This window comes from Mesobacillus sp. LC4, from assembly GCF_053543455.1.
On record NZ_JBGCUB010000001.1, the window covers coordinates 13,100 to 36,068 of the forward strand.

Below are 22,969 nucleotides of genomic sequence, written 5' to 3' on the forward strand. Positions count from 1 at the left end.
AATTTACATTCACTTAACAACAGGTTTATTTTTCCTTAACACTTCCTTGTTACAATCTTTATGAAAACCCCTTCATCCAAGGAGTGAGAAAGAAGCACAAGCTGACCCCGCTTGTGCTTCTTTCATTTGCCTTGACCCCGGTTTTAGACCCTTTACTAAAGCCAAAAAACACCATTGTTTCAAATCTGTTACTCAGTTATCATTCTTTTGAAACTTTTACGGTTTTTAAACGTAAAAACAAACATAGATAGAAATATAGGAAGAGGGGAATGAGATGGTGAGCTTAAAGCAAATTTACGTGACGAGCGGGATTGTCGTCCTGGCCATTATTTTAGGTGTTTCGGCGTTCACGACATGGTATACGGTCGATGAATCTGAGCAGGCTGTCATTTTGACGTTTGGAAAAGTGGAAGAAGGAATCAGCGAACCTGGCTTGCATTTTAAACTTCCTTGGCCAATCCAGAGTGTCGAGAAGTTATCAAAAGAAACGTTCAGCCTCCAGTTTGGTTATGAGGAAAAGGACGGAGAAATCAAAGAATTTCCTGATGAAACCAAAATGATTACGGGTGACGAGAACATTGTCCTTGCTGACCTGGTTGTTCAATGGAAAATAACCGATCCTGAAAAATATTTATTCAATGCTGATAATCCGAGGGAAATCTTGTATGATGCGACTTCAGCATCTGTAAGAAGCATAATCGGAAGTTCCGAAATTGATGAGGCCCTGACATCAGGGAAAGCAGAAATTGAAGCAGAAGTCCGGGACTTATTGTCCTCTCTGATTGGTAAATACGATATGGGTATTTCTGTTCTTGGTGTCAAGCTGCAGGATGTTGAATTGCCAAATGAAGAAGTGCGCAAAGCTTTTACAGATGTTACGGATGCCCGTGAAACAATGAACACGAAAATAAATGAAGCCAAGAAATACCGTAACCAAAAACTGAACGAAGCGCAAGGTGAAAAGGATGCGCTAATCTCTAGAGCTGAAGGGGAAAAAGCCGCGAGGATCGAACGTGCCAGAGGTGACGTAGCGGTATTTAACAAGCTGTTTGTTGAATACAAATCCAATCCTGATATCACAAGGCAGCGTTTGATTTTGGAGACGCTTGAGCAAGTCTTGCCTGGTTCTGAGATTTACATCATGAACGATGAAGGCAATACCATGAAGTATTTCCCGATTCGCCCGCTTGAAGCAGATAAACCGAAGACAGAGAAGGAAGGCAGTGATAAGAATAATGGCTGATCAAAACGTGATTGATATAAATGAACGCGGTGGTGGAGGATCCTGGCGTAAATATACTAAAATAGGAATCTTCTTGGTCATTCTTATTGCTTTGCTTGTCTTTGTTTTTACAAATGTTTTCATCGTGAAGCAAGGGGAGTATAAAGTAGTCAGGCAGTTTGGAGAGGTTGTAAAAATCATCGAAGAGCCGGGCTTGAATTACAAAGTTCCGTTTATCCAGAGTGTCACGACGCTGCCTAAATACCAGCTGACCTATGATGTTTCCCAAGCGGAAATTAACACAAAGGATAAAAAGAGAATGTTAATCGACAATTATGCGATCTGGCGGATTGAAAACCCTAAGAAAATGATCTCCAATGCCAGGACGCTTGAGGGTGCCGAATCTAGAATGGAGGAATTCATTTATTCGGTTGTCCGTTCTGAGCTTGGTAAGCTGGACTATGATGAAATCATCAATGATGAAAAATCATCCCGTGGATCCTTGAATGACAGGGTGACAGAAAAAGTCAATGAGCTGCTTGGTGATGGTAACTATGGTGTCGTAGTGACAGATGTCCGCATGAAGAGGACCGATCTCCCAGCAGAAAACGAAAAGTCTGTTTTTACGAGAATGATTTCCGAGCGTGAATCAAAGGCTCAGGAATATCTTTCAATGGGGGATGCTGAGAAGAACAGGATCATTGCCCAGACAGACAGAGAAGTGAAGGAACTGCTTGCAAAAGCATCTGCAGACGCTGAGACGATCCGAGGCGAAGGAGAAGGGGAAGCGGCAAAAGTATACAATCAGACCTTCTCTAAGGATCCGGAATTTTATACGATGTTCCGTACGCTGGAATCTTATAAAAAGACCATCAATGGCGAAACCGTCATTGTCCTCCCATCTGATTCCCCATACGCAAGAATGCTGATGGGTTACACAAATTAATAAGTCCTTATGAAAAGGCCGTTATTTTTCTTTCTATCATCTCTCATGATAAAATAGGAAGGAATCTAACGGTTTTTTTCTATAAAAATCATGCAATGGAAATGAGTATGGAACTGGATATTCTTTTAGGCTCTGTTAAAGCCAATGGTGTTTTTACTCCTGTTGATTGTAGTGGAAGGCGCGAAGACTCCTGCGGGATCAGCAAGTCATGGGAAGACCCCGCAGGCGCTTAAAGCGCCGAGGAGGCTTCCCGACTGCCCGCGGAAAGCGAAGCGCCTGGAACGAAAATCAACATCCTTGAAAAACAGAGCCTTCTTTAAAATAGAGGAGGAATGACATGTCTAAAAAGCTTGTGTTGATAGATGGCAACAGTATTGCCTACCGAGCGTTTTTCGCTTTGCCGTTGTTGAATAATGAAAAAGGGATACATACCAATGCAGTTTATGGTTTTACAATGATGCTGATGAAAATTCTCGATGATGAGAAGCCTACGCATATTCTGGTTGCGTTTGATGCAGGGAAAACGACCTTCAGGCATAAAACCTTCAGTGAGTACAAGGGCGGAAGGCAGAAAACTCCGCCTGAGCTTTCGGAGCAGTTTCCGTTTATCCGTGAATTGCTGACAGCCTATGGCATTTCGCAGTATGAGCTTGAGAACTATGAAGCGGATGATATTATCGGTACATTGAGTTTGCATGCTGAAAAAGAAGGTTTCGAAACCAAGGTTATTTCCGGTGATAAGGACTTAACGCAGCTAAGTTCTGACAAAACGACGGTCAGTATCACCAGAAAAGGGATAACTGATATTGAGGAATATACACCTGAGCATATCAAGGAGAAATATGGCCTGACTGCTGAGCAGATCATTGATATGAAAGGTCTCATGGGGGATGCATCCGATAATATTCCGGGTGTTCCTGGTGTAGGCGAAAAGACGGCAATCAAGCTGTTGAAGGAATATGGCACACTTGAGAATCTATTGAATTCGATTGATGAAGTCAGCGGGAAAAAGCTCAAGGAGAAGCTGGAGGAATTCAAGGATCAGGCAGTCATGAGCAAGGAACTCGCGACCATCACTCGTGAAGCCCCTGTAGGACTAGAGCTGAGCGAGCTTGAGTATGAAGGTGCGGAGAATGAGAAGCTTGTGAAAATGTTCAAGGAGCTCGGGTTCAATTCCTTGTTGGACAAGCTGGGAGCAGTTGCGGAAACAGAAGAAGCCGAGCTTGAAGACATCGAGTTCAAGCAGCTGGATAAAATTAATGCAGATACTTTTGCAAAAGAAAACGGGTTCTATGTTGAGGTACTCGAAGATAACTATCATTATGCCGATATCATCGGCTTTGGTGTTGTAAATGAAAATGGCAGTTTCTACCTGCCTGTAAAATTAGCCCTTGAATCTGAAGAATTCAAGAAATGGGCTGAGGATGAATCCAGCAAAAAAACAGTCTATGATGCGAAACGATCTGAGGTGTCACTGCGCCATCATGGCATCCATTTGAAGGGGGCTGAGTTCGATGTGTCACTGGCATCTTATATCATCAATCCTTCACAGTCCCCAGATGACCTGGCAGCCATCGCGAAACAGCATGGATTCACGAGCGTGCAGGCAGACGAAACAGTCTATGGAAAAGGTGCTAAAAGAAAAATTCCGGAAGAAAGCATCCTTGGAGAGCATCTGGTGCGCAAAGCAGCTGTTCTTGTGTCGTTAAAAGAGAAGCTGGAGCAGGAGCTTTGGGACAATGATCAGCATGATTTGTTCAGCAGCCTGGAAATGCCATTATCACTCGTACTTGCCGATATGGAATACCAGGGAGTTAAATTGGATATGCAGCGCCTGGATCATATGGGTGAAGAGATCAAAGGCCGGCTTGCTGAAATCGAAACAAAGATTTTCGAAATGGCAGGAGAACAATTCAATATCAATTCTCCTAAACAATTAGGTGTCATTCTTTTTGAAAAACTGGGACTGCCTGCAGCGAAAAAGACGAAGACAGGTTATTCTACCTCAGCCGACGTCCTTGAAAAATTGGCATCTAAACATAAAATCATTGAAGAAATCCTGAACTATCGCCAGCTTGGAAAACTGCAGTCGACCTATATTGAAGGACTGCAAAAAGTCGTCAATAAAGAGACTGAAAAAGTCCATACAAGGTTCAATCAGGCTTTAACAGCAACTGGAAGATTAAGTTCAACAGATCCTAACCTGCAGAACATCCCGATCCGGCTTGAAGAAGGCCGGAAAATCAGGCAGGCTTTTGTTCCTTCAGAAAAAGGCTGGGTCATCTTTGCTGCCGACTATTCGCAAATCGAGCTTAGAGTCCTCGCTCATATTGCGGGTGATGAAAAACTGATCGACGCTTTCCAGAATGATATGGATATCCATACAAAGACCGCGATGGAAGTGTTCAATGTCGGGAAAGTTGAAGTCACCTCCAATATGCGCCGGCATGCAAAGGCGGTCAACTTTGGGATTGTATACGGAATCAGCGATTATGGGTTGTCCCAGAGTCTTAACATTACAAGAAAAGAAGCTGGCGAATTCATTGAGCGCTACCTCGAAAGCTATCCTGGAGTAAAGGAATACATGGATGATATCGTCAAGGATGCAAAGGAAAAGGGATATGTCCAGACATTATTGCATCGCCGCAGGTACATTCCGGAGATCACGGCACGAAACTTCAACTTAAGGAGCTTTGCCGAGCGTACCGCTATGAATACCCCGATCCAGGGAAGTGCTGCAGACATCATCAAGAAGGCAATGATTGATATGGCAGAGAGACTTCGTGAAGAGGGCGTTAAGACAAGACTGCTGCTTCAAGTACATGATGAATTGATTTTTGAAGCACCTGAGGATGAAATTGAGCTATTGAAGAAAATAGTACCAGAGGTCATGGAAAATGCCATTGAATTGAAGGTGCCGTTAAAGGTGGACTTCTCATATGGCCCAACCTGGTATGACGCAAAATAGCGTCACAAAGGATTTTTACAGAGAAAGGCGGGATTAAATGCCTGAATTACCAGAGGTCGAAACCGTCAGGCGAACATTAGAGGCTCTGACAATCGGAAAAGAAATGAAAGAGGTCTCTGTTTCCTGGCCTAAGATGATCAAGACTCCGAGTGAAGTAGAGCAGTTCAATGATGCGCTGAAAGGCCAGACGATTAAAGAAATTGGCAGGAGAGGTAAATTCCTGATCCTTTACACGGACGTTTATGCGCTTGTTTCCCACTTAAGGATGGAAGGAAAGTATGGTTTATTCAGCTCAGAGGATCCTGTGGATAAGCATACGCATGTCATTTTCCATTTTACCGATGGAACGGAACTGCGTTACAAGGATGTCAGGAAATTCGGCACGATGCACCTTTATGAAAAAGGGAAAGAGTTTGAAACCCAGCCACTCGCCGATTTAGGGCCTGAACCCTTTTCGGAAGATTTTACTGTGGAATGGCTGTCGGGAAAACTGAAGAAAACGAATCGGAAAATAAAGCCGGCCCTGCTGGACCAAAAAGTCCTGGTTGGCCTTGGGAATATCTATGTAGATGAAGCACTTTTCCGTGCGAAGATCCATCCTGAAAGGATTGCCAACTCCTTAACTCCAGAAGAGGAGTCTGTGCTTCACAGGGAAATCGTCAGCACTCTGTCCGAAGCTGTTGAAAAAGGCGGCAGCACCATCCGCTCTTACGTGAATTCACAAGGACAGATTGGCATGTTCCAGCTTCAGCTGTTTGTGTACGGCCGTAAAAACGAACCATGCAAGGTATGCGGAACACCATTGGAAAAAACCGTCGTTGGCGGACGGGGAACGCATTACTGCCCGTCATGCCAGAAGCTTAAATAAGATATTAGCTTGTTGATTTTCTCACCATAATTGGGCTCCTTCCATATACTAACGTAGCGATTGACAGGAAGGAGCTCAGTTTATGGCACAAACAATTTCCCTGCTTTTACTTGCATTCGCTGTCAGCCTTGACAGTTTCAGTGTAGGGTTAACGTATGGATTGCGGAAAATGAAAATACCGATTAAATCGATATCTGTGATAGCGATATGTTCGGCTGTCGTCCTGATGGCTGCCATGATGATTGGGCATTTTCTCGAGAGCTTTTTATCACCAGGAATGGCAGAGACACTGGGTGGCACTGTCTTGATCGTTTTAGGCGGATGGGTCTTGTTCCAATTTTTCCGTGAAGACAAAACAGATCTGCTTTGTCACGAAAAAATCATCCTGAATCTTGAAATCAAATCACTTGGGATTGTTATCAACATTTTGAAAAAGCCAATGACAGCTGATTTTGACCGATCAGGTACGATCAATGGAATTGAAGCTGTCATGCTCGGTCTTGCTCTGTCGCTAGATGCATTCGGTGCAGGGGTAGGGGCAGCATTTCTAGGCTTCTCCCCGGGTTATCTGGCATTGACGGTTGCCTGCATGAGTTCATTATTTGTGTATGCAGGAATGAGAATGGGCAGTTATTTTTCGGAGAGTGGATGGATGCAAAGGTTTTCTTTTGTACCAGGTATCTTATTGATCATAATCGGGCTGATGAAGCTATGATGGCCCTTGAAAGGATAAAGTGAGAATGTCATTAGTTATCGGATTGACAGGAGGTATAGCAAGCGGGAAAAGTACAATATCCGCTATGTTCACTGAAATGGGCATCACGGTGATCGACGCAGATATCGAAGCCAGGCTTGCTGTTGAACCAGGAGAAAAAGCTTACAATGATATTGTCAGCCATTTTGGCAATGAAATTTTAGAAGAAGATCGCACGATAAACCGACCTAAGTTGGGTGAAATCATTTTTAACAATGAAGAAAAGCGGATGCTGCTTAATTCGATTGTCCATCCCGCCGTAAGGGAGCGGATGGCACAGAAAAGAGAAAAAGCTGAGGCGGCCGATGAAAAAGCAGTTGTTCTGGACATTCCGCTTTTGTTTGAAAGCAAGCTGACAGGTCTCGTCGAAAAAATCATCGTCGTATTCGTGGATGAGCAAACACAGCTGGAACGGTTGATGAAGCGGAACGGGTTCTCGGAAGAGGAAGCTTATTCGAGGATCAACTCACAAATGCCGTTGAAAGCCAAAATTGCTTTGGCGGACGCTGTGGTCGATAACAGCGGCAGCATCGAAGAATCGAAGCAGCAGCTGATGAATATTTTAAGTGAATGGAATGTTTTAAGAGCCGAGTAGGCTCTTTTTTTATTTCCTTGAATCGACGGGCATAGTTATCCCGTTATTGGTCGATTTCATCACGGTTTCCCGAATGTTAATCCTCATTTCCGCCATTATAATCCCGGTTTTAATACAAAAAGTATCCCGAGTTGGTTCCCTCTAAATGATTATTATTATCAGAATTATTTTATATTTTAAATGTGTGCATTTATTTATCACAAATAATTTTTAATATGTTATACTAATACCATACAAAGGGGTTATTGAGTATAACACTAATTCGGAAGGGGCCGTACAATGAAGGCGAAAATTGCGATTAACGGTTTTGGGAGAATTGGAAGAATGGTATTCAGAAGAGCCATTCTTGAAGAAAATCTTGAAGTTGTTGCGATAAATGCAAGCTATCCAGCTGAAACTCTTGCACATTTAATAAAATATGATTCTACTCATGGACAATTTGCTGGAGAAGTGATTCCGGCTGACGATCACCTGATTGTGAACGGAAAGACTGTTAAGCTATTAAGCAATCGAAATCCTGCTGAGCTTCCATGGAAGGAAATGAAGATTGATATCGTCATAGAAGCTACTGGAAAATTCAACTCACGTGATAAGGCTGCTCTTCATCTTGATGCTGGTGCAAAGAAAGTCATTTTGACAGCACCTGGTACAAATGAGGACATTACGATCGTTATGGGTGTAAATGAAAGCGCATTAAATATTGAAGAACATGATATCATTTCGAATGCATCATGTACGACAAACTGCCTGGCTCCGGTTGCGAAAGTTCTTGATGATACTTTCGGTATCGAAAACGGTTTGATGACGACAGTGCATGCGTATACGAATGACCAGAATAATATCGATAACCCGCACAAGGATTTGCGCAGGGCTCGTTCTTGCGGCCAATCCATCATCCCAACTTCAACTGGAGCAGCGAAGGCACTTTCACTTGTGCTTCCACAGCTTAAAGGAAAGCTGCATGGCATGGCGCTGAGAGTACCTACTCCGAATGTTTCGCTCGTTGACCTGGTTGTCGACCTGAAGCGTGAGGTAACAGTGGACGAAATCAATGACGCATTCTACTCAGCGTCAAAAGGTAAGCTCAAAGGCGTTCTTGATATCACGACAGATCCGCTTGTTTCAATCGACTTTAACACGAATGAACATTCTGCGATCATTGATGGCCTGTCTACAATGGTCATTGGAGCCAACAAGGTAAAGGTTCTTGCCTGGTATGACAATGAATGGGGCTATTCCAGCAGGGTTGTCGACCTGACTAAGCATGTAGCACATGAAATGTCTAATTCTGCAACTGTAAAAGTAGGATAACTTCATAACCGTAAAAAGCTTGCTCATTGGCAGGCTTTTTATTTTTGTTCTGATCTTTATTTTCGTATAATGTTCAAGCTGTTTTTTTGCTGCCGGCAAACAAAGAAAACAGTGTGAAATGTAAAGGTTTTTTAGCGTAAGACCCTCAAAAAGGCTATGGAATAGCTATCTAACAAACTATAAGAATATAAGCTTGAAATTCACGAAAAAAATTTGATTTCATGTGTTGCAAAAAAAATATAAACAAAGTATACTAGTCATCGTGAACTTCTTAATAACGGTACCAATTGGCTACTTAAAGGGTTAGGACCTCTCTGGACTAACTTTCCCCCGTGGTAGTTAAGATACCATTGAAGCTAAGGATTTCATTCTAATATTGTTAGAGGGGGAAATTTAATATGGAAACAATGGGACGTCATGTAATTTCTGAACTTTGGGGTTGCGATTTTGAAAAATTGAATGATATGGATTTTATTGAACAAACTTTTGTTGGAGCAGCATTGAAATCGGGTGCTGAAATCCGCGAGGTGGCTTTCCACAAATTTGCGCCACAAGGTGTAAGCGGAGTTGTCATTATTTCTGAATCTCATTTAACTATTCATAGCTTCCCAGAACACGGATACGCTAGCATCGATGTATACACTTGCGGCGATCTTGATCCTAACATTGCAGCTGACTATATTGCAGAAGCTCTTGGCGCTCAAACTCGTGAGAATATCGAAATTCCGCGCGGCATGGGTCCTGTGCATGTGAAGCAAGCACAAGCTAAAGCTCTATAATTGAAAATATGAAAAATTCACAAGAGGTGTAGCGATACACCTCTTTTTAATTTACCTGTAAATAAGGTAAACTGTTAATAGAAATAACTTGCAGGAGGATTTTTTGATGTCTTTATTAAAATCCATATCAGGACGGTACGAGAAATTCAGCGGGACAAGTGAAAACAACAGGGATGATCAGCTTAAAACGCATTATTATAAAACGAACTTCAACCAGATGTTCCAAAGTGTCGAAGACTTGCTGAAGGCTGACTCCTCATACAAGATTACGAGTGTTTCAAAGGAACATGGAGAAATATCAGCCGAGTTAACAGGAAAGCTTACTGCTTTTTTAACTGCCACGGTGGTCACGACAAAACCGTTTGAGACAGCGGTCGACTTACATATCTCCACGGAGAGATTTTCTCTGGGAGGCATCAACCCTGCTTTGAAGCAGGAACTAGTGAAGATTTATGAAAAACTGGACTCCACACATACATTTATTGGTTCAGGCAAATACGGGAATCGATAGTTCCTCTTGTCCCGTTCCAATCTTTTTAATAAGATAATATTAGGATAATGCTTAGGGACGTATTGATGGAAAAAGTGAATGGACCTTCGCTATTTCTATATTTCAAAATATTCGGAGCTGATCGAGATGAAATGTCCAACTTGCCAAAATAACTCTACCCGGGTTCTTGATTCAAGACCTGTTGATGATAGCCGATCAATTCGACGCAGGCGCGAATGCGAAGCTTGCGGATTTCGCTTTACCACATTTGAGAAGGTTGAAGAAATTCCATTGATTGTTGTGAAAAAAGAAGGTACTCGTGAGGAGTTCAATCGGGAAAAACTCCTTCGCGGTTTGATTAAAGCTTGTGAAAAGCGGCCGGTTGCTTTGAAGGAGCTTGAAGATTTGGTTTCAGAAGTAGAAAAAGAACTTCGCAGCCACGGAGTTTCAGAAGTTAAGAGCGAAGCCGTTGGTGAGATGGTGATGGACAGGCTGGCTAAGATTGATGAAGTCGCCTATGTCCGATTCGCATCTGTATACCGCCAATTCAAGGATATCAATGTCTTTATTGATGAATTGAAGGAGTTATTGAAGAAAGAACAATCATAACAGCTGAAGTTCTGTATAATTGCATAAAGTATTTATAATCTAGCTCCAGCGCCTAGCCCCTTGAGTCGCTTCAGTCCGCCAATGAAGTCAAAGAACGACTTCACTGGTCGGCCCTCCAGCGCTTGTCGGGGCTGACCAAGGCGCTTTTGCTTTTTGTTCTGAAGGAGCTGAAGGGAACTTCAGCTCTTTTTAAGGCTTTATAATGCAATTTGAGAACATCGTTCTTTTTTACAATTTAGAATGGAGGGAATAGGATGGCTCAGCATTGGCAAGAGACTTTGCCTGTGGACCAATATATTGTTGCGTCCGGCGGCTTATTGCATGATTACGATCGCAAGGTGCTCACTTTCTTATACCAGCCTTTGATTGGGCCAGCTTGTTTAAGTCTTTATATGACCTTATGGGCGGAATTGGAAGAGAACCGGCTTTGGTCCCAGCCTGTCACACACCATAATTTGATGACAATCATGGATATGAACCTGAAGGATATTTACCATGCCCGCCAAAAGCTTGAAGGCATGGGATTGCTGAAGACCTATGTCAAAAATGAAGAGGAAGGGCGTTCATTCATTTATGAACTGCAGCCGCCCCTGACTCCTGAACAATTCTTCCTGGATGGCATGTTGAATGTCTATTTATATCGCAAGGTTGGCAAAAATCAATTTTTGCGGCTCAAGCGATTTTTCAGCGATAAAAGGGCTGACTCAGAGCCTGGATATGAGGAAATTACGAAGGCGTTCCAGGACGTGTTCCTGTCTGTACCTCCTCAGGCACTCATCCATAATGAAGATTCAGCTGCCGACCTGGAAGCGGAGGAAGGCAATGTTTTTATTGGCAGGGAGGAAGTTGCCAAAATACAAATCGATCCTGCTGAGTTCAACTTTGATTTGCTTCTGGGAGGACTTCAGGAATCACTCATCCCCAATAAGGCTTTTACCTCGAAGGTTAAAGAAGCAATCAGCAATCTTGCCTTTCTTTATGGAATTGATGCCCTTAAGATGAAGAACATCGTCCTGGGTTCTGTAAATGCTGAAAATGAAATCGATATTGAGGAACTGCGAAAGGCAGCCCGTGACTGGTATCAATTTGAGCACCAGGACCAGCTACCTTCACTTCTGGACCGGACACAGCCCTTCCAGCATAAAGCCGGGATCGAGAAACCGAAAACGCAGGAAGAAGAATTGGTCGTTTATCTTGAAAAAACGTCCCCTCGCCAGCTGCTGATCGATCTTACAGGCGGTGCCGAGCCATCAAAAGGGGATTTGCAGATCATCGAAGAGGTTATGTTCAAGCAAAAGCTGCTGCCGGGAGTCGTGAATGTTTTAGTTCAATATGTTATGCTCAAGACGGATATGAAGCTGACAAAAGGGTATATCGAAAAGATTGCCAGCCATTGGTCGCGAAAAAAAATCTCGACGGTCAGGGATGCGATGCAGCTGGCTAAAAGCGAGCACAAGCAGTACCTGGAATGGGCAGAAGGCAAGAAAGCACCTTCGTCATCAGGAAAAAGAAAGCCTGTCCGCAAGGAAGTATTGCCGGATTGGTTTGGGAAAAAGAACGAGGATGAACCTCAAGGTCAAACAGGCTCAAATGGAGATCCTGATTTTGAAATAGAAAAGAAAAAGCTTGAAGAAGAACTGAAGAAATTCAAATCTGGGAGGTGATCCTTTTGCAAAACATTAATGAAACATTGAAGAAACTGGCGAATAACCAGAATTTCCAGGAGCGCTATGAAGCGATTAAGAGGCAGGTTATGCAGGATAAGCATATCAAGGGATTCCTGGATGAGAATGCGGATTATATCACCCGGGAAATGCTTGACGGCAGTATGTCAAAGCTGTATGAGTTTTCCAACCAGAGTAAAGGCTGTGAAGCTTGCGAGAGCCTCGCAAGCTGCAAGAACATGATCAAGGGATACGAACCGGAGCTTTTCATAAAAGGAAACTTCATTGACATAAAATATGATCGCTGCAAGAAGAAGGTCATGCATGATGAGCAGCAAAAGAATGCACGCCTGATCAATAGCATTTTTGTGCCTAAGGAAATCTTGAAGGCATCGTTCGGGGATATCGAGCTGGATGACGCTGGACGGTTCAAGGCAATCAAGATGGCAAAAGATTTTGTTGAGAATTATGAGCATGGCAGAAAGCAAAAGGGTTTATTCCTTCATGGCCCGTTTGGTACGGGTAAGTCCTACCTGCTTGGTGCAATCGCCAATGAACTTGCACAAAAACAAATCAGTTCCTTGATTGTGTATGTGCCAGAATTTTTCAGGGAAATGAAAAATGCAATTGGCGACCATACTGTCAATGACAAGCTGGAAGCAATCAAGAAAGCAAATGTTCTCATGCTCGATGATATAGGAGCAGAAACGATGAGCAGTTGGGCAAGGGATGAAATCCTCGGGACCATCCTGCAGTTCCGGATGCTTGAGAACCTTCCTACTTTCTTTACTTCCAATTTCGACCTTAAAGGACTGGAGCATCATTTAACACACAGCCAGCGGGGAGAAGAAGAACAATTGAAGGCGGCAAGGATCATGGAACGGATTAGATATCTTGCTGAGCCGGTAAAAGTTGAAGGCAAAAATCGCAGAATATAAAAATGTGCCGCCGCTAATCAAGCTGCGGCGCATTTTTTTTGCACTTAAAACCATTTATACATCATATGGATACTTCTAAATTGTCCAAGTCCCCCATATATATAATCAGGGATTATTTAAGAGGGGGGATATGGTTGATTGAAATCATCTTCCAAAAAAAGCAAGATGCCTGGAATTTGTATCAGCATTTAGTTACCAGGCTTGCTTCGTGGCAGGAAACGAATTCAATTCTTCTTAATGAAGATCGAAATAGAGTGCTTATTCCAGAAGAGTTTTATAAAAAGGAAAAATTGCCGTTTCTCAAAAAGAGTGTTTATGAATTTATTTTAAAGGTGAAACGTGATGACTGGCTTAGGGGAATCCTGGCAGAATCCTATTGTTATAGTGATAGTGAGGAGCAGGATCATATCCTGGATATCATTTATTCCGTCATCGAAGGCAACCGTAAAGAACTAGTTCCTTTCATGGAAGGTGTCGAGGAACAAGGGATCATCCAGAGCAGTATCAATGAAATTTTCAATGAAAAAGTTTCATTCTCTTTTGATTCCTTTGTGATGTTCAGGCTGAGAGGCTATACTGAGCAGCTTTCCAAATGGGTAGAAATTGCGATTGATGAATATAAGATGGAACAGGAGTACCAGGTTTTCCTGCATACATTGAGGGGGTTCCTTGAGGATCGAAAACCGCAGATGTCCCACTTATATTTGGTGATTGAGGAGAATATGGTCTTTTACAATCAACAATTCACAGAAATGAAGCGCAGTGAGTTGTTCAGGAGTATTGACCGCAAGCTACTTGTCAACCACCCTGTCTATGTGGATTCGGGGACGATTGCTCCATTGCTGTCGATTGCACCTGAGACAATCTATTTATATACTGATGATCCTCACCAGCCGTTGGTGCGGACAATCATCAATCTTTTTGAAGAACGAGTCAAAGTCAGTTCAGTTAATGCTTTTCATGATGAAAGATCAAATTTTTTTAAAGAGAATCGTGAAAATATACAATAGCCCACTTGATTTTCAAAACATTACAAACTATAATTACGTACATACTAAATCAATAGTAAATGTAATGATGAGGACATGGGCATTCTTGAAAGGTTTGCAGAGAGGGAAGGCTAGGCTGAAAACTTCCTAACACTAAAGAAACGCTTACCACCTCTGAACTCCAGCTGTGAACGCCTTTTCGGCAAGTATTGGCTGGCGGCAGAAGCCGTTACCGCAACCAGAGCCATTTCTGCGTGATTTTGCGCATGAATGGGAATTGGGTGGAACCACGTGTGATCAAACTCGTCCCTGTTTCAGGGACGGGTTTTTTTATTTTTGCGCCAAAAAAACGCGCCACATTTTAAAAGGAGGAAAAGCCAATGGCAGACATGTTAAAAATATCGTTTCCAGATGGAGCAGTGAAGGAGTTTCCGGCTGGCACAACAACTGAAGATATTGCCAGCTCAATCAGCCCGGGCCTGAAGAAGAAAGCCATTGCCGGTATGGTCAATGGTCAGCCATATGATCTCAAGAGACCAATCGAAGAGGATGCAGCGATTGAAATTGTCACTCCGGACCATCCAGAGGCACTAGAAATCCTGCGCCACAGTTCTGCACACTTGATGGCACAGGCAATCAAGCGCCTTTATAAAGATGTTAATCTTGGAGTAGGGCCAGTAATCGAAGGCGGCTTCTACTATGATATCGATATGGAACATTCCTTGTCACCGGAAGATTTACCGGAAATCGAAAAGGAAATGAAGAAAATCATCAATGAGAACATCGAGATTGTCCGCAAAGAAGTAAGTCGTGAAGAGGCAGTGAAGTTTTTCAAAGACCTTGGCGATCCGTATAAGCTTGAGTTGATTGAAGCAATCCCGGCTGATGAAAAAGTGACTCTTTATGAGCAAGGAGATTTCGTTGACCTTTGCCGCGGCGTCCATGTTCCATCAACTGGAAAGCTGAAGGAATTCAAATTGCTGAGCATTGCCGGTGCATACTGGCGAGGCGACAGCGACAACAAGATGCTACAGCGTATCTACGGTACTGCTTTCTTCAAGAAGGAAGACTTGAAAGAGCACTTAAGGCTGCTGGAAGAAGCGAAGGAACGCGACCACCGCAAGCTCGGTAAAGAACTTAACTTATTCACTAACTCCCAAAAAGTCGGTCAGGGTCTTCCGCTTTGGCTTCCAAAAGGTGCGACAATCCGCCGCATCATCGAACGCTATATCGTCGATAAAGAAGTAAGTCTAGGTTATGACCATGTTTACACTCCGGTAATGGGAAGTGTCGAACTTTATAAAACTTCCGGACACTGGGACCACTATCAGGAAAACATGTTCCCAGTCATGGAAATGGAAAATGAACAGCTTGTTTTAAGACCTATGAACTGTCCGCACCATATGATGGTGTACAAAAACAGCATCCACAGCTATAGGGAACTTCCGATCAGGATTGCCGAGCTGGGAACAATGCATCGTTACGAAATGTCCGGAGCATTGGCTGGATTGCAGCGAGTACGAGGCATGACTCTGAACGATGCTCACCTCTTTGTCCGCCCTGACCAGATCAAGGAAGAGTTCAAACGCGTTGTCGAGCTTGTACTTGAAGTCTACAAGGATTTTGACATGAATGATTATTCTTTCCGTCTGTCTTATCGCGATCCTGAAGACAAAGAGAAATATTTCGATGATGACCAGATGTGGGAAAAGGCTCAAGCCATGCTTAAGGAAGCGATGGATGAAATGGGGCTTGATTACTTTGAAGCTGAAGGCGAAGCGGCATTCTACGGACCGAAGCTGGATGTCCAGGTCAAGACTGCACTTGGCAAAGAGGAGACTCTGTCAACTGTCCAGCTGGACTTCTTGCTCCCTGAACGCTTTGACCTGACTTATATCGGAGAAGATGGAAAACACCATCGTCCTGTAGTCATCCACCGCGGTGTTGTATCGACAATGGAACGTTTTGTTGCCTTCCTGATCGAAGAATACAAAGGGGCGTTCCCGACTTGGCTGGCTCCTGTTCAGGCACAAATCATCCCGGTTTCACCTGCAGTCCACTATGACTATGCAAAAGAAATCAAAGAGAAGCTTAAAGCAGAAGGCTTCCGCGTTGAAATCGATGGCCGTGACGAAAAAATCGGCTATAAGATCCGCGAAGCACAAATGCAGAAAGTCCCTTATATGCTCGTTGTCGGCGACAATGAAGTTGCTGACAAAGCAGTCAACGTCCGTAAATACGGCGAACAGAAATCCGAAACAATTGCCTTTGATGAATTCCTGGAGTCATTCAGGAAGGAAGCGAAGAAATAAGAAAAGTGGAAGCGACTATTTGGCGCTAAGCTGGACAAAAAAAAAGAGGGGCCATGGCCTCTCTTTTTTTTTATGTTATTCAATAGGTTTGGAACAGGTTGGACACAGATTTTTTGTATAACTGCGTTGGATTCTTTCCCCGCAATTCCGGCATGATTTTATGTTAACGGGCGTATTGTCAATATCATTGGAAAAACCATAGCCAGTCCTGAAAAATTTCAATGCAGTACCAGCGAGCAGTCCAGTGACCACACCAGTGATGATAATCGCGATCAGCATTTGAACACCAGCTTTCTTGTCTGTTTCTACCAATAATTATAGCAAGAAATAAGCAATCAGGCAGTGACAAACTATCATATAGTTACGATTCCGCAACATACTTTTTACGGATAAATTTAATGATGCCTGAAAAAAAGTATTGCAGCATGTATTTCTATCTGATAAAATACTTTTTGTTGCAGTTAACGAAAGTGATTCGTTTGACACATCAATTTCTTTATGCTATATTAGCAAGAGTGAACTGAATACAAGTTTTAGGAAAGAAGAAGCACCCGCTTCTCACCTGGCTGACGCCTTTAAGCTGTTGGCAGGTAATACGTAAACGTCTAATTATTTTGTTTCCGTAAGTGTGGGTGTCGTCGCCTGCACTTTTTTTATTGCAAAATAAAAATTGGACTATATCGTATGTCATTGTGTGAGCAAGATAAAGGCTTTGTCCTTGCAATGTACTTCTTCTCCTTGACAATGTATTCGATAAAACCCTGGAGGTGGCTAATTATTAGCAAAGATGCGATGTTACTAAACGAGGGAATTCGTGCTCGCGAAATTCGTCTGATCGATCAAAACGGCGAGCAATTAGGAATCAAATCCAAAGCTGAGGCTCTTGAGATCGCAGCGCGCGTCAATCTTGATCTTGTGCTTGTTGCTCCGAACGCGAAGCCTCCTGTAGGCCGAATCATGGACTACGGAAAATTCAAATTCGAACAGCAAAAGAAAGAGAAAGAAGCACGTAAGAACCAAAAAATCATCACAACAAAAGAAGTACGTCTTAGCCCGACAATCGATGAGCATGACTTCAACACGAAGTTGCGCAATGCTATTAAATTCTTGGAAAAAGGCGATAAAGTTAAAGCATCAATCCGTTTTAAAGGCCGTGCTATTACACATAAGGAAATTGGTCAGCGTGTTCTTGATCGCTTCTCTGAAGCTTGCAAAGATGTAGCGACAATCGAATCACATCCAAAGATGGATGGCCGAAGCATGTTCTTGGTACTAGCACCTAAAACTGAAAAGTAACGAGGAGGAAGTCCCTATGCCAAAAATGAAAACACACCGCGGCACTGCCAAGCGTTTCAAGAAAACTGGAACTGGCAAGCTTAAGCGTTCACACGCTTACACTAGCCACTTATTTGCTAACAAGTCTACAAAAGCTAAGCGTAAGCTTCGCAAATCTGCAATTGTTTCAAAAGGCGATTTCAAACGTATTCGTCACATGCTTGACAACATTAAGTAAACTCGAGCGATCTCGATTTATATAGGAGGGAAATTACATGCCACGTGTAAAAGGCGGTACAGTTACGCGCAAGCGTCGTAAAAAAGTCATTAAATTAGCTAAAGGTTATTTCGGTTCTAAACATACATTATACAAAGTTGCTAACCAGCAGGTTATGAAATCCCTAATGTATGCATTCCGCGACCGTCGCCAGAAGAAGCGCGACTTCCGCAAACTTTGGATTGCTCGTATCAACGCAGCAGCTCGCATGAACGGCCTTTCTTACAGCCGTATGATGCACGGCCTTAAGCTTGCAGGTATCGAAGTAAACCGCAAGATGCTTGCTGAACTAGCAGTAAGCGATGCAGCAGCATTCGCTCAATTGGCTGAAACAGCTAAGCAACAATTCAACAAGTAATCAAACAAACCACTCTCTAGCTGAGAGTGGTTTTTATTTTTGTGTAGCCTTTCAACGAAAGTGTATTTGAATTTTAGGGAAAATCATCGTCATGCTTCCAGAGCAGAAGTAATTGTTTGAATACAACAGCCAGAGCCAGAACAGCCTATTTTAGATATAATGGATTCATAGGAACTTGAAGGGGACGTGGAGAAGTGGAATTGTCGATTATAGCAGGTTTGATCATCATCATGAATCTTGCGGGCTTTTTCATCATGGGAATGGATAAAAAGCGTGCAAGGAACAATCATTATCGAATAAGCGAGAAAACATTATGGAATGTTGCTTTGCTTGGAGGGGCAATCGGTGCAGCGGCTGGGATGAAGCATTACAGGCATAAGACGAAGCATGCTCAGTTCAAATATGGACTGCCGATTCTGGCTATCATTGAGATTGGTGTATTTACATATATATTTAAGCTTTTGGCATAACAGCTTGGTTGATTTTATATGCTAGTAGCATCAGAGACTCGCGGGCAGGTGATAGGAATGGATGATGCGTGGTCGATGCTTCTGGTCGTGATCGAAGCTGGTGGCTGGTATGCGCCGGTTATATTCATCTTGTTTCATGTTTTCCGCCAATTTGTGTTCGTGCCGCCTGCAGTCGTCTGTATTGCGGGAGGATTGATATTTGGAGTGGTGCCCGGTATCGTTTATTCACTGCTTGGCTTGTCGGGAGCAAGTATATTGTTTTACCTTTTAGTGAGACAGATTCCTGAGATGATGAATAAGCTGAGCAGGCTGAAGAAAAGGCTGGTAGGCCGCTTCAGGGATTTAACCGTTGCTCAGGTTGCACTATTGAGGCTCGTGCCGGTGATTCACTATCAGTTGCTAAGCTTCTGCCTTTATGAGCGAAAAAATAGTTTCAAAGACTTTATGTTCGCATCCTTCCTTGCGAATATTCCGTTCGTTATTTTTTATACTATATTCGGGGAATATATCGGAGAATTCGACACAATAACAGGTCTCATTTTGATGAGTGTCTTCTTGATGTTAGCGTATTTGTTGCGAGAGAAAATATCATTCATTAAGTGGCGTGAGTTTTTTGACAGTACACAATAGGCAACATAAGAAAGCGTCCGGTTTTTAATCGGACGCTTTAAACTATAAATCCTCTTCCCCGTCATGTTTTGCCATGAACTCCTTAATTGGACTTTTCCAGTCGATTTTGGCGACCGGGTAGCTCTCACGGATTTTCCGTTCAATGAATTGAAAATCTTCGAGGACAAGCCCCTTCAAAGCAGACGTCTTTTTAGGCCAAATGAAAATCGAAACAACTTCAAAAGCAGACGGAGTAGTGCCTAAATACTTTTCCCCTTCAAATAAAACACCCTTATATGTTAACAAGAAATTCTTCCGGACATTGTCTGGGTCATCCAATAAGAAATAGCGCTTTTGCTCATGCGCCAGCTCCAGCTTCCTTTTCGGATGGAATAAATATTTCACGGCGCTGTATATCAAAAAAATAAATAAAAGCAGGATAATAATACGTAAAAGCAGGATCATGACTGCCCCTCCAATGCGAACTTTCCTTATTTACGGATGAGATTGCAAATAGTTTCAACAAATTTATAATTGTTTTATACTTTTTTTATACGGAGGATGATTGTGGGTCGAGAGTATATCTGTTTAAATGGGTAAATGGAGCAAACGGTGATTTACATATGGTTATGGGAGGAGTTTTGACAGCTTTACTGTAAAACAAGGTAAAGCTGTCAAAAGGAGAGCCAACTTAAGACAGGTTTGATGGAAAGACGAGAAAAGCTGTCAAAAGAAGAGCCAACTTAAGACAGGTTTGATGGAAAGACGAGAAAAGCTGTCAAAAGAAGAGCCAACTTAAGACAGGTTTGAGGGGAAAACGAGAAAAGCTGTCAAAAGAAGAGCCAACTTAAGACAGGTTTGAGGGAAAAACGAGAAAAGCTGTCAAAAGAAGCAGCAACTTAAGACAGGTTTGAGGGAAAACAAGAAAAGCTGTCAAAAGAAGAGCCAACTTAAGACAGGTTTGATGGAAAGACGAAAAAAGCTGTCAAAAGAAGAACCAACTTAAGACAGGTTTGAGAGGAAAACAAGAAAAGCTGTCAAAAGAAGAGCCAACTTAAGACAGGTTCGAGGGAAAAACGAGAAAAGCTGTCAAAAGAAGCAGCAACTTAAGACAGGTTTGAGGGAAAACAAGAAAAGCTGTCAAAAGAAGAGCCAACTTAAGACAGGTTTGAGGGGAAAACGAAAAAAGCTGTCAAAAGAAGAGCCAACTTAAGACAGGTTTGAGGGAAAAACGAGAAAAGCTGTCAAAAGAAGCAGCAACTTCGGACAGCTTTGTGTGGAAACGAGTAAAAGCTGTCAATAACCCCCCGGAATTGTGAAAGATTTGGGAGTAAACAAGCAATACCTGTCTGAATCAAGAATCAGAATTTTTTTCAATGATAAATGACTAGATGGAGCTGAACAATGAATACACAAACACTTTTTAAAATGCAAAAAGCGCTGGATGGCCATATTGAATCCCAGCATAATTTAGAGCAGGAAGATCTTTTTGACAGAAAGGTCCTCGCGCTGCTTGTTGAAATTAGCGAACTTGCGAACGAGACTAGATGTTTCAAGTTTTGGAGTGTGAAGCCTGCCTCCGAAAAGGACATTATCCTTGAGGAATTTGTGGATGGAGTGCATTTTATATTATCCTTGGGGATTGAGTGTGGTTTTGAGGAACTGGAGACAATCCCGCAAATCCAATTGGATGAGCAGGACGCTACCAAGCAGTTCCTTGCTATTTACGAGTACGTACAGAAATTCAGGGTCAGCCGCAGCAAAGAAGATTACGTTCATTTATTCCACAGTTATCTGAAGCTTGCTCAGCTGCTTGGTTTGAACGAGGATCAAATTGAGCAGGCATATATTAAGAAAAATGAAGTAAATTATGAGAGGCAGCGAAAAGGCTATTAGGCAGAATTTTTTGTACAATAGCCCGTATGTCTAGTATAATAGGTTACGAAACTACATATTAAGGGAGTCGAAATAATGGCGAAATTAGATGAAACATTAACAATGCTAAAAGATTTAACCGATGCCAAAGGCATTCCCGGCAATGAACGTGAGCCAAGAGAAGTAATGAAGAAATACATAACTCCATTCGCTGATGAAGTAACGACTGACGGACTGGGCAGCCTTGTTGCTAAGAAAGTCGGAAATGAAAATGGACCGAAAATCATGGTTGCCGGCCACCTTGATGAAGTGGGCTTCATGGTGACAAGCATCGATGACAAAGGGTTCATCCGCTTCCAGACAGTCGGCGGCTGGTGGAGCCAGGTCATGCTTGCACAACGCGTGACAATTGTTACCCGCAAAGGGGAAATCACTGGGGTCATCGGTTCTAAACCGCCTCACATCCTTCCTGCAGAAGCACGTAAAAAGCCTGTCGATATCAAGGATATGTTCATCGATATCGGTGCTTCAAGCCGTGACGAAGCAAAAGAATGGGGAGTCACTCCTGGTGACATGGTCGTGCCTTACTTCGAATTCACTGTCATGAACAATGAAAAAATGCTTCTTGCGAAAGCATGGGATAACCGAATCGGCTGTGCAATCGCAATCGATGTCCTGAAGGGACTTAAAGATGCAGAACATCCAAACGTGGTTTATGGCGTTGGAACAGTACAGGAAGAAGTCGGCCTACGCGGCGCGAAAACTTCTGCGCAAATGATTCAGCCTGACATCGCTTTCGGTGTTGATGTGGGAATTGCCGGCGATACTCCTGGCGTTACGGAAAAAGAAGCACTCAGCAAAATGGGTGACGGTCCGCAAATCATCATTTATGATGCATCAATGGTGTCACATAAAGGTCTTCGTGACTTTGTCACAGACCTGGCTGATGAAATGAACATTCCATACCAGTTCGATGCAGTAGCTGGCGGTGGAACGGATTCTGGTGCGATCCACCTGACACATCGCGGTGTACCAGCGCTGTCCATCACAATTGCAACACGTTACATCCATTCACACGCAGCAATGCTTCACCGTGATGACTATGAGAACGCTGTAAAGCTGATCGTTGAAGTCATCAAGCGTCTTGATAAAGAAACAGTTGAAAAAATCACTTTTGAATAAGCAAAAAAGAGGGAGCCAACGGCTTCCTCTTTTTTATTCTAGTGATTTCGCTAATAAAGCTGTCCGAAATACTTCTGAATAATGGATTGCATTATACAGGTTAAAAGAAAAAAAGAACTCCTCAATAAAAGGAGTCCTTCCTTACTTATTGCTTTCCTTTCAAACCATCTTCCAGTGCATTCAGCATTTCCTGCTTTTCATCCTCAGAGGCGTTTTGCCAGATGACTTCGAACAAAACTCCAAGACCCGGAAGCATTTTTTCCTCACCATTCTGAATTGCATCGACAATTGTATCTTTCAGTTCATCCTGTGAATTTCCTGCTACGTTTGAAATGACAGCATTTCTTAGGTTAAGGTTCATCCTTGCTCAAACTCCTTTCAAATTTCCATTACTGGTTATAGGTTTTGCAATTTTGGTTTTATTATGTATCTGTTTTGAGCTATAATAGTAAAATTGAACAAGCCATATTAAAGGAGA

The 22,969-nt window shown here is 42.7% G+C and carries 24 protein-coding genes and 1 other annotated feature; of the genes, 21 read left to right on the forward strand and 3 right to left on the reverse strand.

Features of this window, described 5'->3' with window-relative positions; all coding sequences use genetic code 11:
* Nucleotides 1-274: 274 nt before the first annotated feature.
* The 14 genes from hflK (at nt 275) to thrS (ending at nt 16,445) form a co-directional block, all read left to right on the forward strand.
* Nucleotides 275-1,243 carry an FtsH protease activity modulator HflK gene (gene hflK, locus AB5I83_RS00065; RefSeq protein WP_448972054.1) on the forward strand — a complete coding sequence of 323 codons (969 nt, stop codon included), beginning with the start codon at nt 275-277 and terminating at the stop codon, nt 1,241-1,243.
* On the forward strand, nt 1,236-2,168 hold the full coding sequence (hflC, locus tag AB5I83_RS00070; protein WP_448973841.1) for a protease modulator HflC: 933 nt from the start codon (nt 1,236-1,238) through the stop codon (nt 2,166-2,168). Before hflK ends, hflC begins: the two co-directional genes overlap by 8 nt.
* 337 nt (nt 2,169-2,505) lie before the next feature.
* Nucleotides 2,506-5,136 carry a DNA polymerase I gene (polA, locus tag AB5I83_RS00075; RefSeq protein ID WP_448972055.1) on the forward strand — a complete coding sequence of 877 codons (2,631 nt, stop codon included), beginning with the start codon at nt 2,506-2,508 and terminating at the stop codon, nt 5,134-5,136.
* 37 nt (nt 5,137-5,173) lie between these two features.
* On the forward strand, nt 5,174-6,004 hold the full coding sequence (gene mutM, locus AB5I83_RS00080) for a DNA-formamidopyrimidine glycosylase (RefSeq protein ID WP_448972056.1): 831 nt from the start codon (nt 5,174-5,176) through the stop codon (nt 6,002-6,004).
* An 82-nt stretch (nt 6,005-6,086) separates the two neighbouring features.
* Entirely contained in the window at nt 6,087-6,719 is a 633-nt protein-coding gene (gene ytaF / locus AB5I83_RS00085) for a sporulation membrane protein YtaF (RefSeq protein WP_226646433.1), read from the forward strand.
* A gap of 25 nt (nt 6,720-6,744) precedes the next feature.
* Complete coding sequence (coaE, locus tag AB5I83_RS00090; RefSeq protein ID WP_448972057.1) at nt 6,745-7,353, forward strand: dephospho-CoA kinase; 609 nt, start codon at nt 6,745-6,747, stop codon at nt 7,351-7,353.
* Between the two features lie 279 nt (nt 7,354-7,632).
* Nucleotides 7,633-8,664, forward strand: a complete 1,032-nt coding sequence (locus AB5I83_RS00095) for a glyceraldehyde-3-phosphate dehydrogenase (RefSeq protein WP_226085467.1) — start codon at nt 7,633-7,635, stop codon at nt 8,662-8,664.
* Between the two features lie 398 nt (nt 8,665-9,062).
* Complete coding sequence (speD, locus tag AB5I83_RS00100; protein ID WP_041967626.1) at nt 9,063-9,443, forward strand: adenosylmethionine decarboxylase; 381 nt, start codon at nt 9,063-9,065, stop codon at nt 9,441-9,443.
* Nucleotides 9,444-9,549: 106 nt separating this feature from the next.
* The gene (locus tag AB5I83_RS00105) at nt 9,550-9,954 is read left to right on the forward strand and encodes a hypothetical protein (RefSeq protein ID WP_448972058.1); all 405 of its coding nucleotides are present in this window, start codon (nt 9,550-9,552) and stop codon (nt 9,952-9,954) included.
* Between the two features lie 126 nt (nt 9,955-10,080).
* The gene (gene nrdR, locus AB5I83_RS00110) at nt 10,081-10,542 is read left to right on the forward strand and encodes a transcriptional regulator NrdR (RefSeq protein ID WP_102265147.1); all 462 of its coding nucleotides are present in this window, start codon (nt 10,081-10,083) and stop codon (nt 10,540-10,542) included.
* 254 nt (nt 10,543-10,796) lie between these two features.
* Nucleotides 10,797-12,206, forward strand: coding sequence for a replication initiation and membrane attachment family protein (locus AB5I83_RS00115; protein WP_448972059.1), 1,410 nt, complete (start codon nt 10,797-10,799; stop codon nt 12,204-12,206).
* Nucleotides 12,207-12,211: 5 nt separating this feature from the next.
* The gene (gene dnaI / locus AB5I83_RS00120; protein WP_448972060.1) at nt 12,212-13,144 is read left to right on the forward strand and encodes a primosomal protein DnaI; all 933 of its coding nucleotides are present in this window, start codon (nt 12,212-12,214) and stop codon (nt 13,142-13,144) included.
* A gap of 134 nt (nt 13,145-13,278) precedes the next feature.
* A complete protein-coding gene (gene ytxC, locus AB5I83_RS00125; protein ID WP_448972061.1) occupies nt 13,279-14,154 on the forward strand; it encodes a sporulation protein YtxC in 876 nt (291 codons plus the stop codon).
* A gap of 359 nt (nt 14,155-14,513) precedes the next feature.
* Nucleotides 14,514-16,445 carry a threonine--tRNA ligase gene (thrS, locus tag AB5I83_RS00130; RefSeq protein WP_167832732.1) on the forward strand — a complete coding sequence of 644 codons (1,932 nt, stop codon included), beginning with the start codon at nt 14,514-14,516 and terminating at the stop codon, nt 16,443-16,445.
* Nucleotides 16,446-16,520: 75 nt separating this feature from the next.
* On the opposite strand, the gene AB5I83_RS00135 is transcribed toward thrS, so the two are convergent.
* Nucleotides 16,521-16,724, reverse strand: a complete 204-nt coding sequence (locus tag AB5I83_RS00135) for a hypothetical protein (RefSeq protein WP_144477483.1) — start codon at nt 16,722-16,724, stop codon at nt 16,521-16,523.
* A gap of 254 nt (nt 16,725-16,978) precedes the next feature.
* Nucleotides 16,979-17,105 (forward strand) — a sequence feature (ribosomal protein L20 leader region).
* Nucleotides 17,106-17,237: 132 nt separating this feature from the next.
* Here AB5I83_RS00135 and infC point away from each other — a divergent pair.
* From infC to AB5I83_RS00160, 5 genes are all read left to right on the forward strand, one after another.
* Nucleotides 17,238-17,741 (forward strand): translation initiation factor IF-3, encoded by a 504-nt coding sequence (infC, locus tag AB5I83_RS00140; protein ID WP_144477486.1) that lies wholly within the window; start codon nt 17,238-17,240, stop codon nt 17,739-17,741.
* Between the two features lie 16 nt (nt 17,742-17,757).
* Nucleotides 17,758-17,958 (forward strand): 50S ribosomal protein L35, encoded by a 201-nt coding sequence (gene rpmI, locus AB5I83_RS00145; RefSeq protein ID WP_023627047.1) that lies wholly within the window; start codon nt 17,758-17,760, stop codon nt 17,956-17,958.
* A 37-nt stretch (nt 17,959-17,995) separates the two neighbouring features.
* Nucleotides 17,996-18,355, forward strand: a complete 360-nt coding sequence (rplT, locus tag AB5I83_RS00150) for a 50S ribosomal protein L20 (protein ID WP_102263819.1) — start codon at nt 17,996-17,998, stop codon at nt 18,353-18,355.
* 194 nt (nt 18,356-18,549) lie between these two features.
* Nucleotides 18,550-18,825 carry a DUF1294 domain-containing protein gene (locus AB5I83_RS00155; protein ID WP_448972062.1) on the forward strand — a complete coding sequence of 92 codons (276 nt, stop codon included), beginning with the start codon at nt 18,550-18,552 and terminating at the stop codon, nt 18,823-18,825.
* 18 nt (nt 18,826-18,843) lie between these two features.
* On the forward strand, nt 18,844-19,455 hold the full coding sequence (locus AB5I83_RS00160) for a TVP38/TMEM64 family protein (protein WP_448972063.1): 612 nt from the start codon (nt 18,844-18,846) through the stop codon (nt 19,453-19,455).
* Between the two features lie 42 nt (nt 19,456-19,497).
* On the opposite strand, the gene AB5I83_RS00165 is transcribed toward AB5I83_RS00160, so the two are convergent.
* Nucleotides 19,498-19,899, reverse strand: a complete 402-nt coding sequence (locus tag AB5I83_RS00165) for a sigma-w pathway protein ysdB (protein WP_448972064.1) — start codon at nt 19,897-19,899, stop codon at nt 19,498-19,500.
* 939 nt (nt 19,900-20,838) lie between these two features.
* Between AB5I83_RS00165 and AB5I83_RS00170 the strand changes: the two genes are divergently transcribed.
* Complete coding sequence (locus AB5I83_RS00170) at nt 20,839-21,330, forward strand: dUTP diphosphatase (RefSeq protein ID WP_448972065.1); 492 nt, start codon at nt 20,839-20,841, stop codon at nt 21,328-21,330.
* 75 nt (nt 21,331-21,405) lie between these two features.
* Complete coding sequence (locus tag AB5I83_RS00175; protein WP_167832736.1) at nt 21,406-22,491, forward strand: M42 family metallopeptidase; 1,086 nt, start codon at nt 21,406-21,408, stop codon at nt 22,489-22,491.
* 145 nt (nt 22,492-22,636) lie between these two features.
* Here the strand turns inward: AB5I83_RS00175 and sspI are convergent, their stop codons facing one another.
* Nucleotides 22,637-22,852, reverse strand: coding sequence for a small acid-soluble spore protein SspI (gene sspI, locus AB5I83_RS00180; protein ID WP_167832737.1), 216 nt, complete (start codon nt 22,850-22,852; stop codon nt 22,637-22,639).
* Nucleotides 22,853-22,969: the final 117 nt, after the last annotated feature.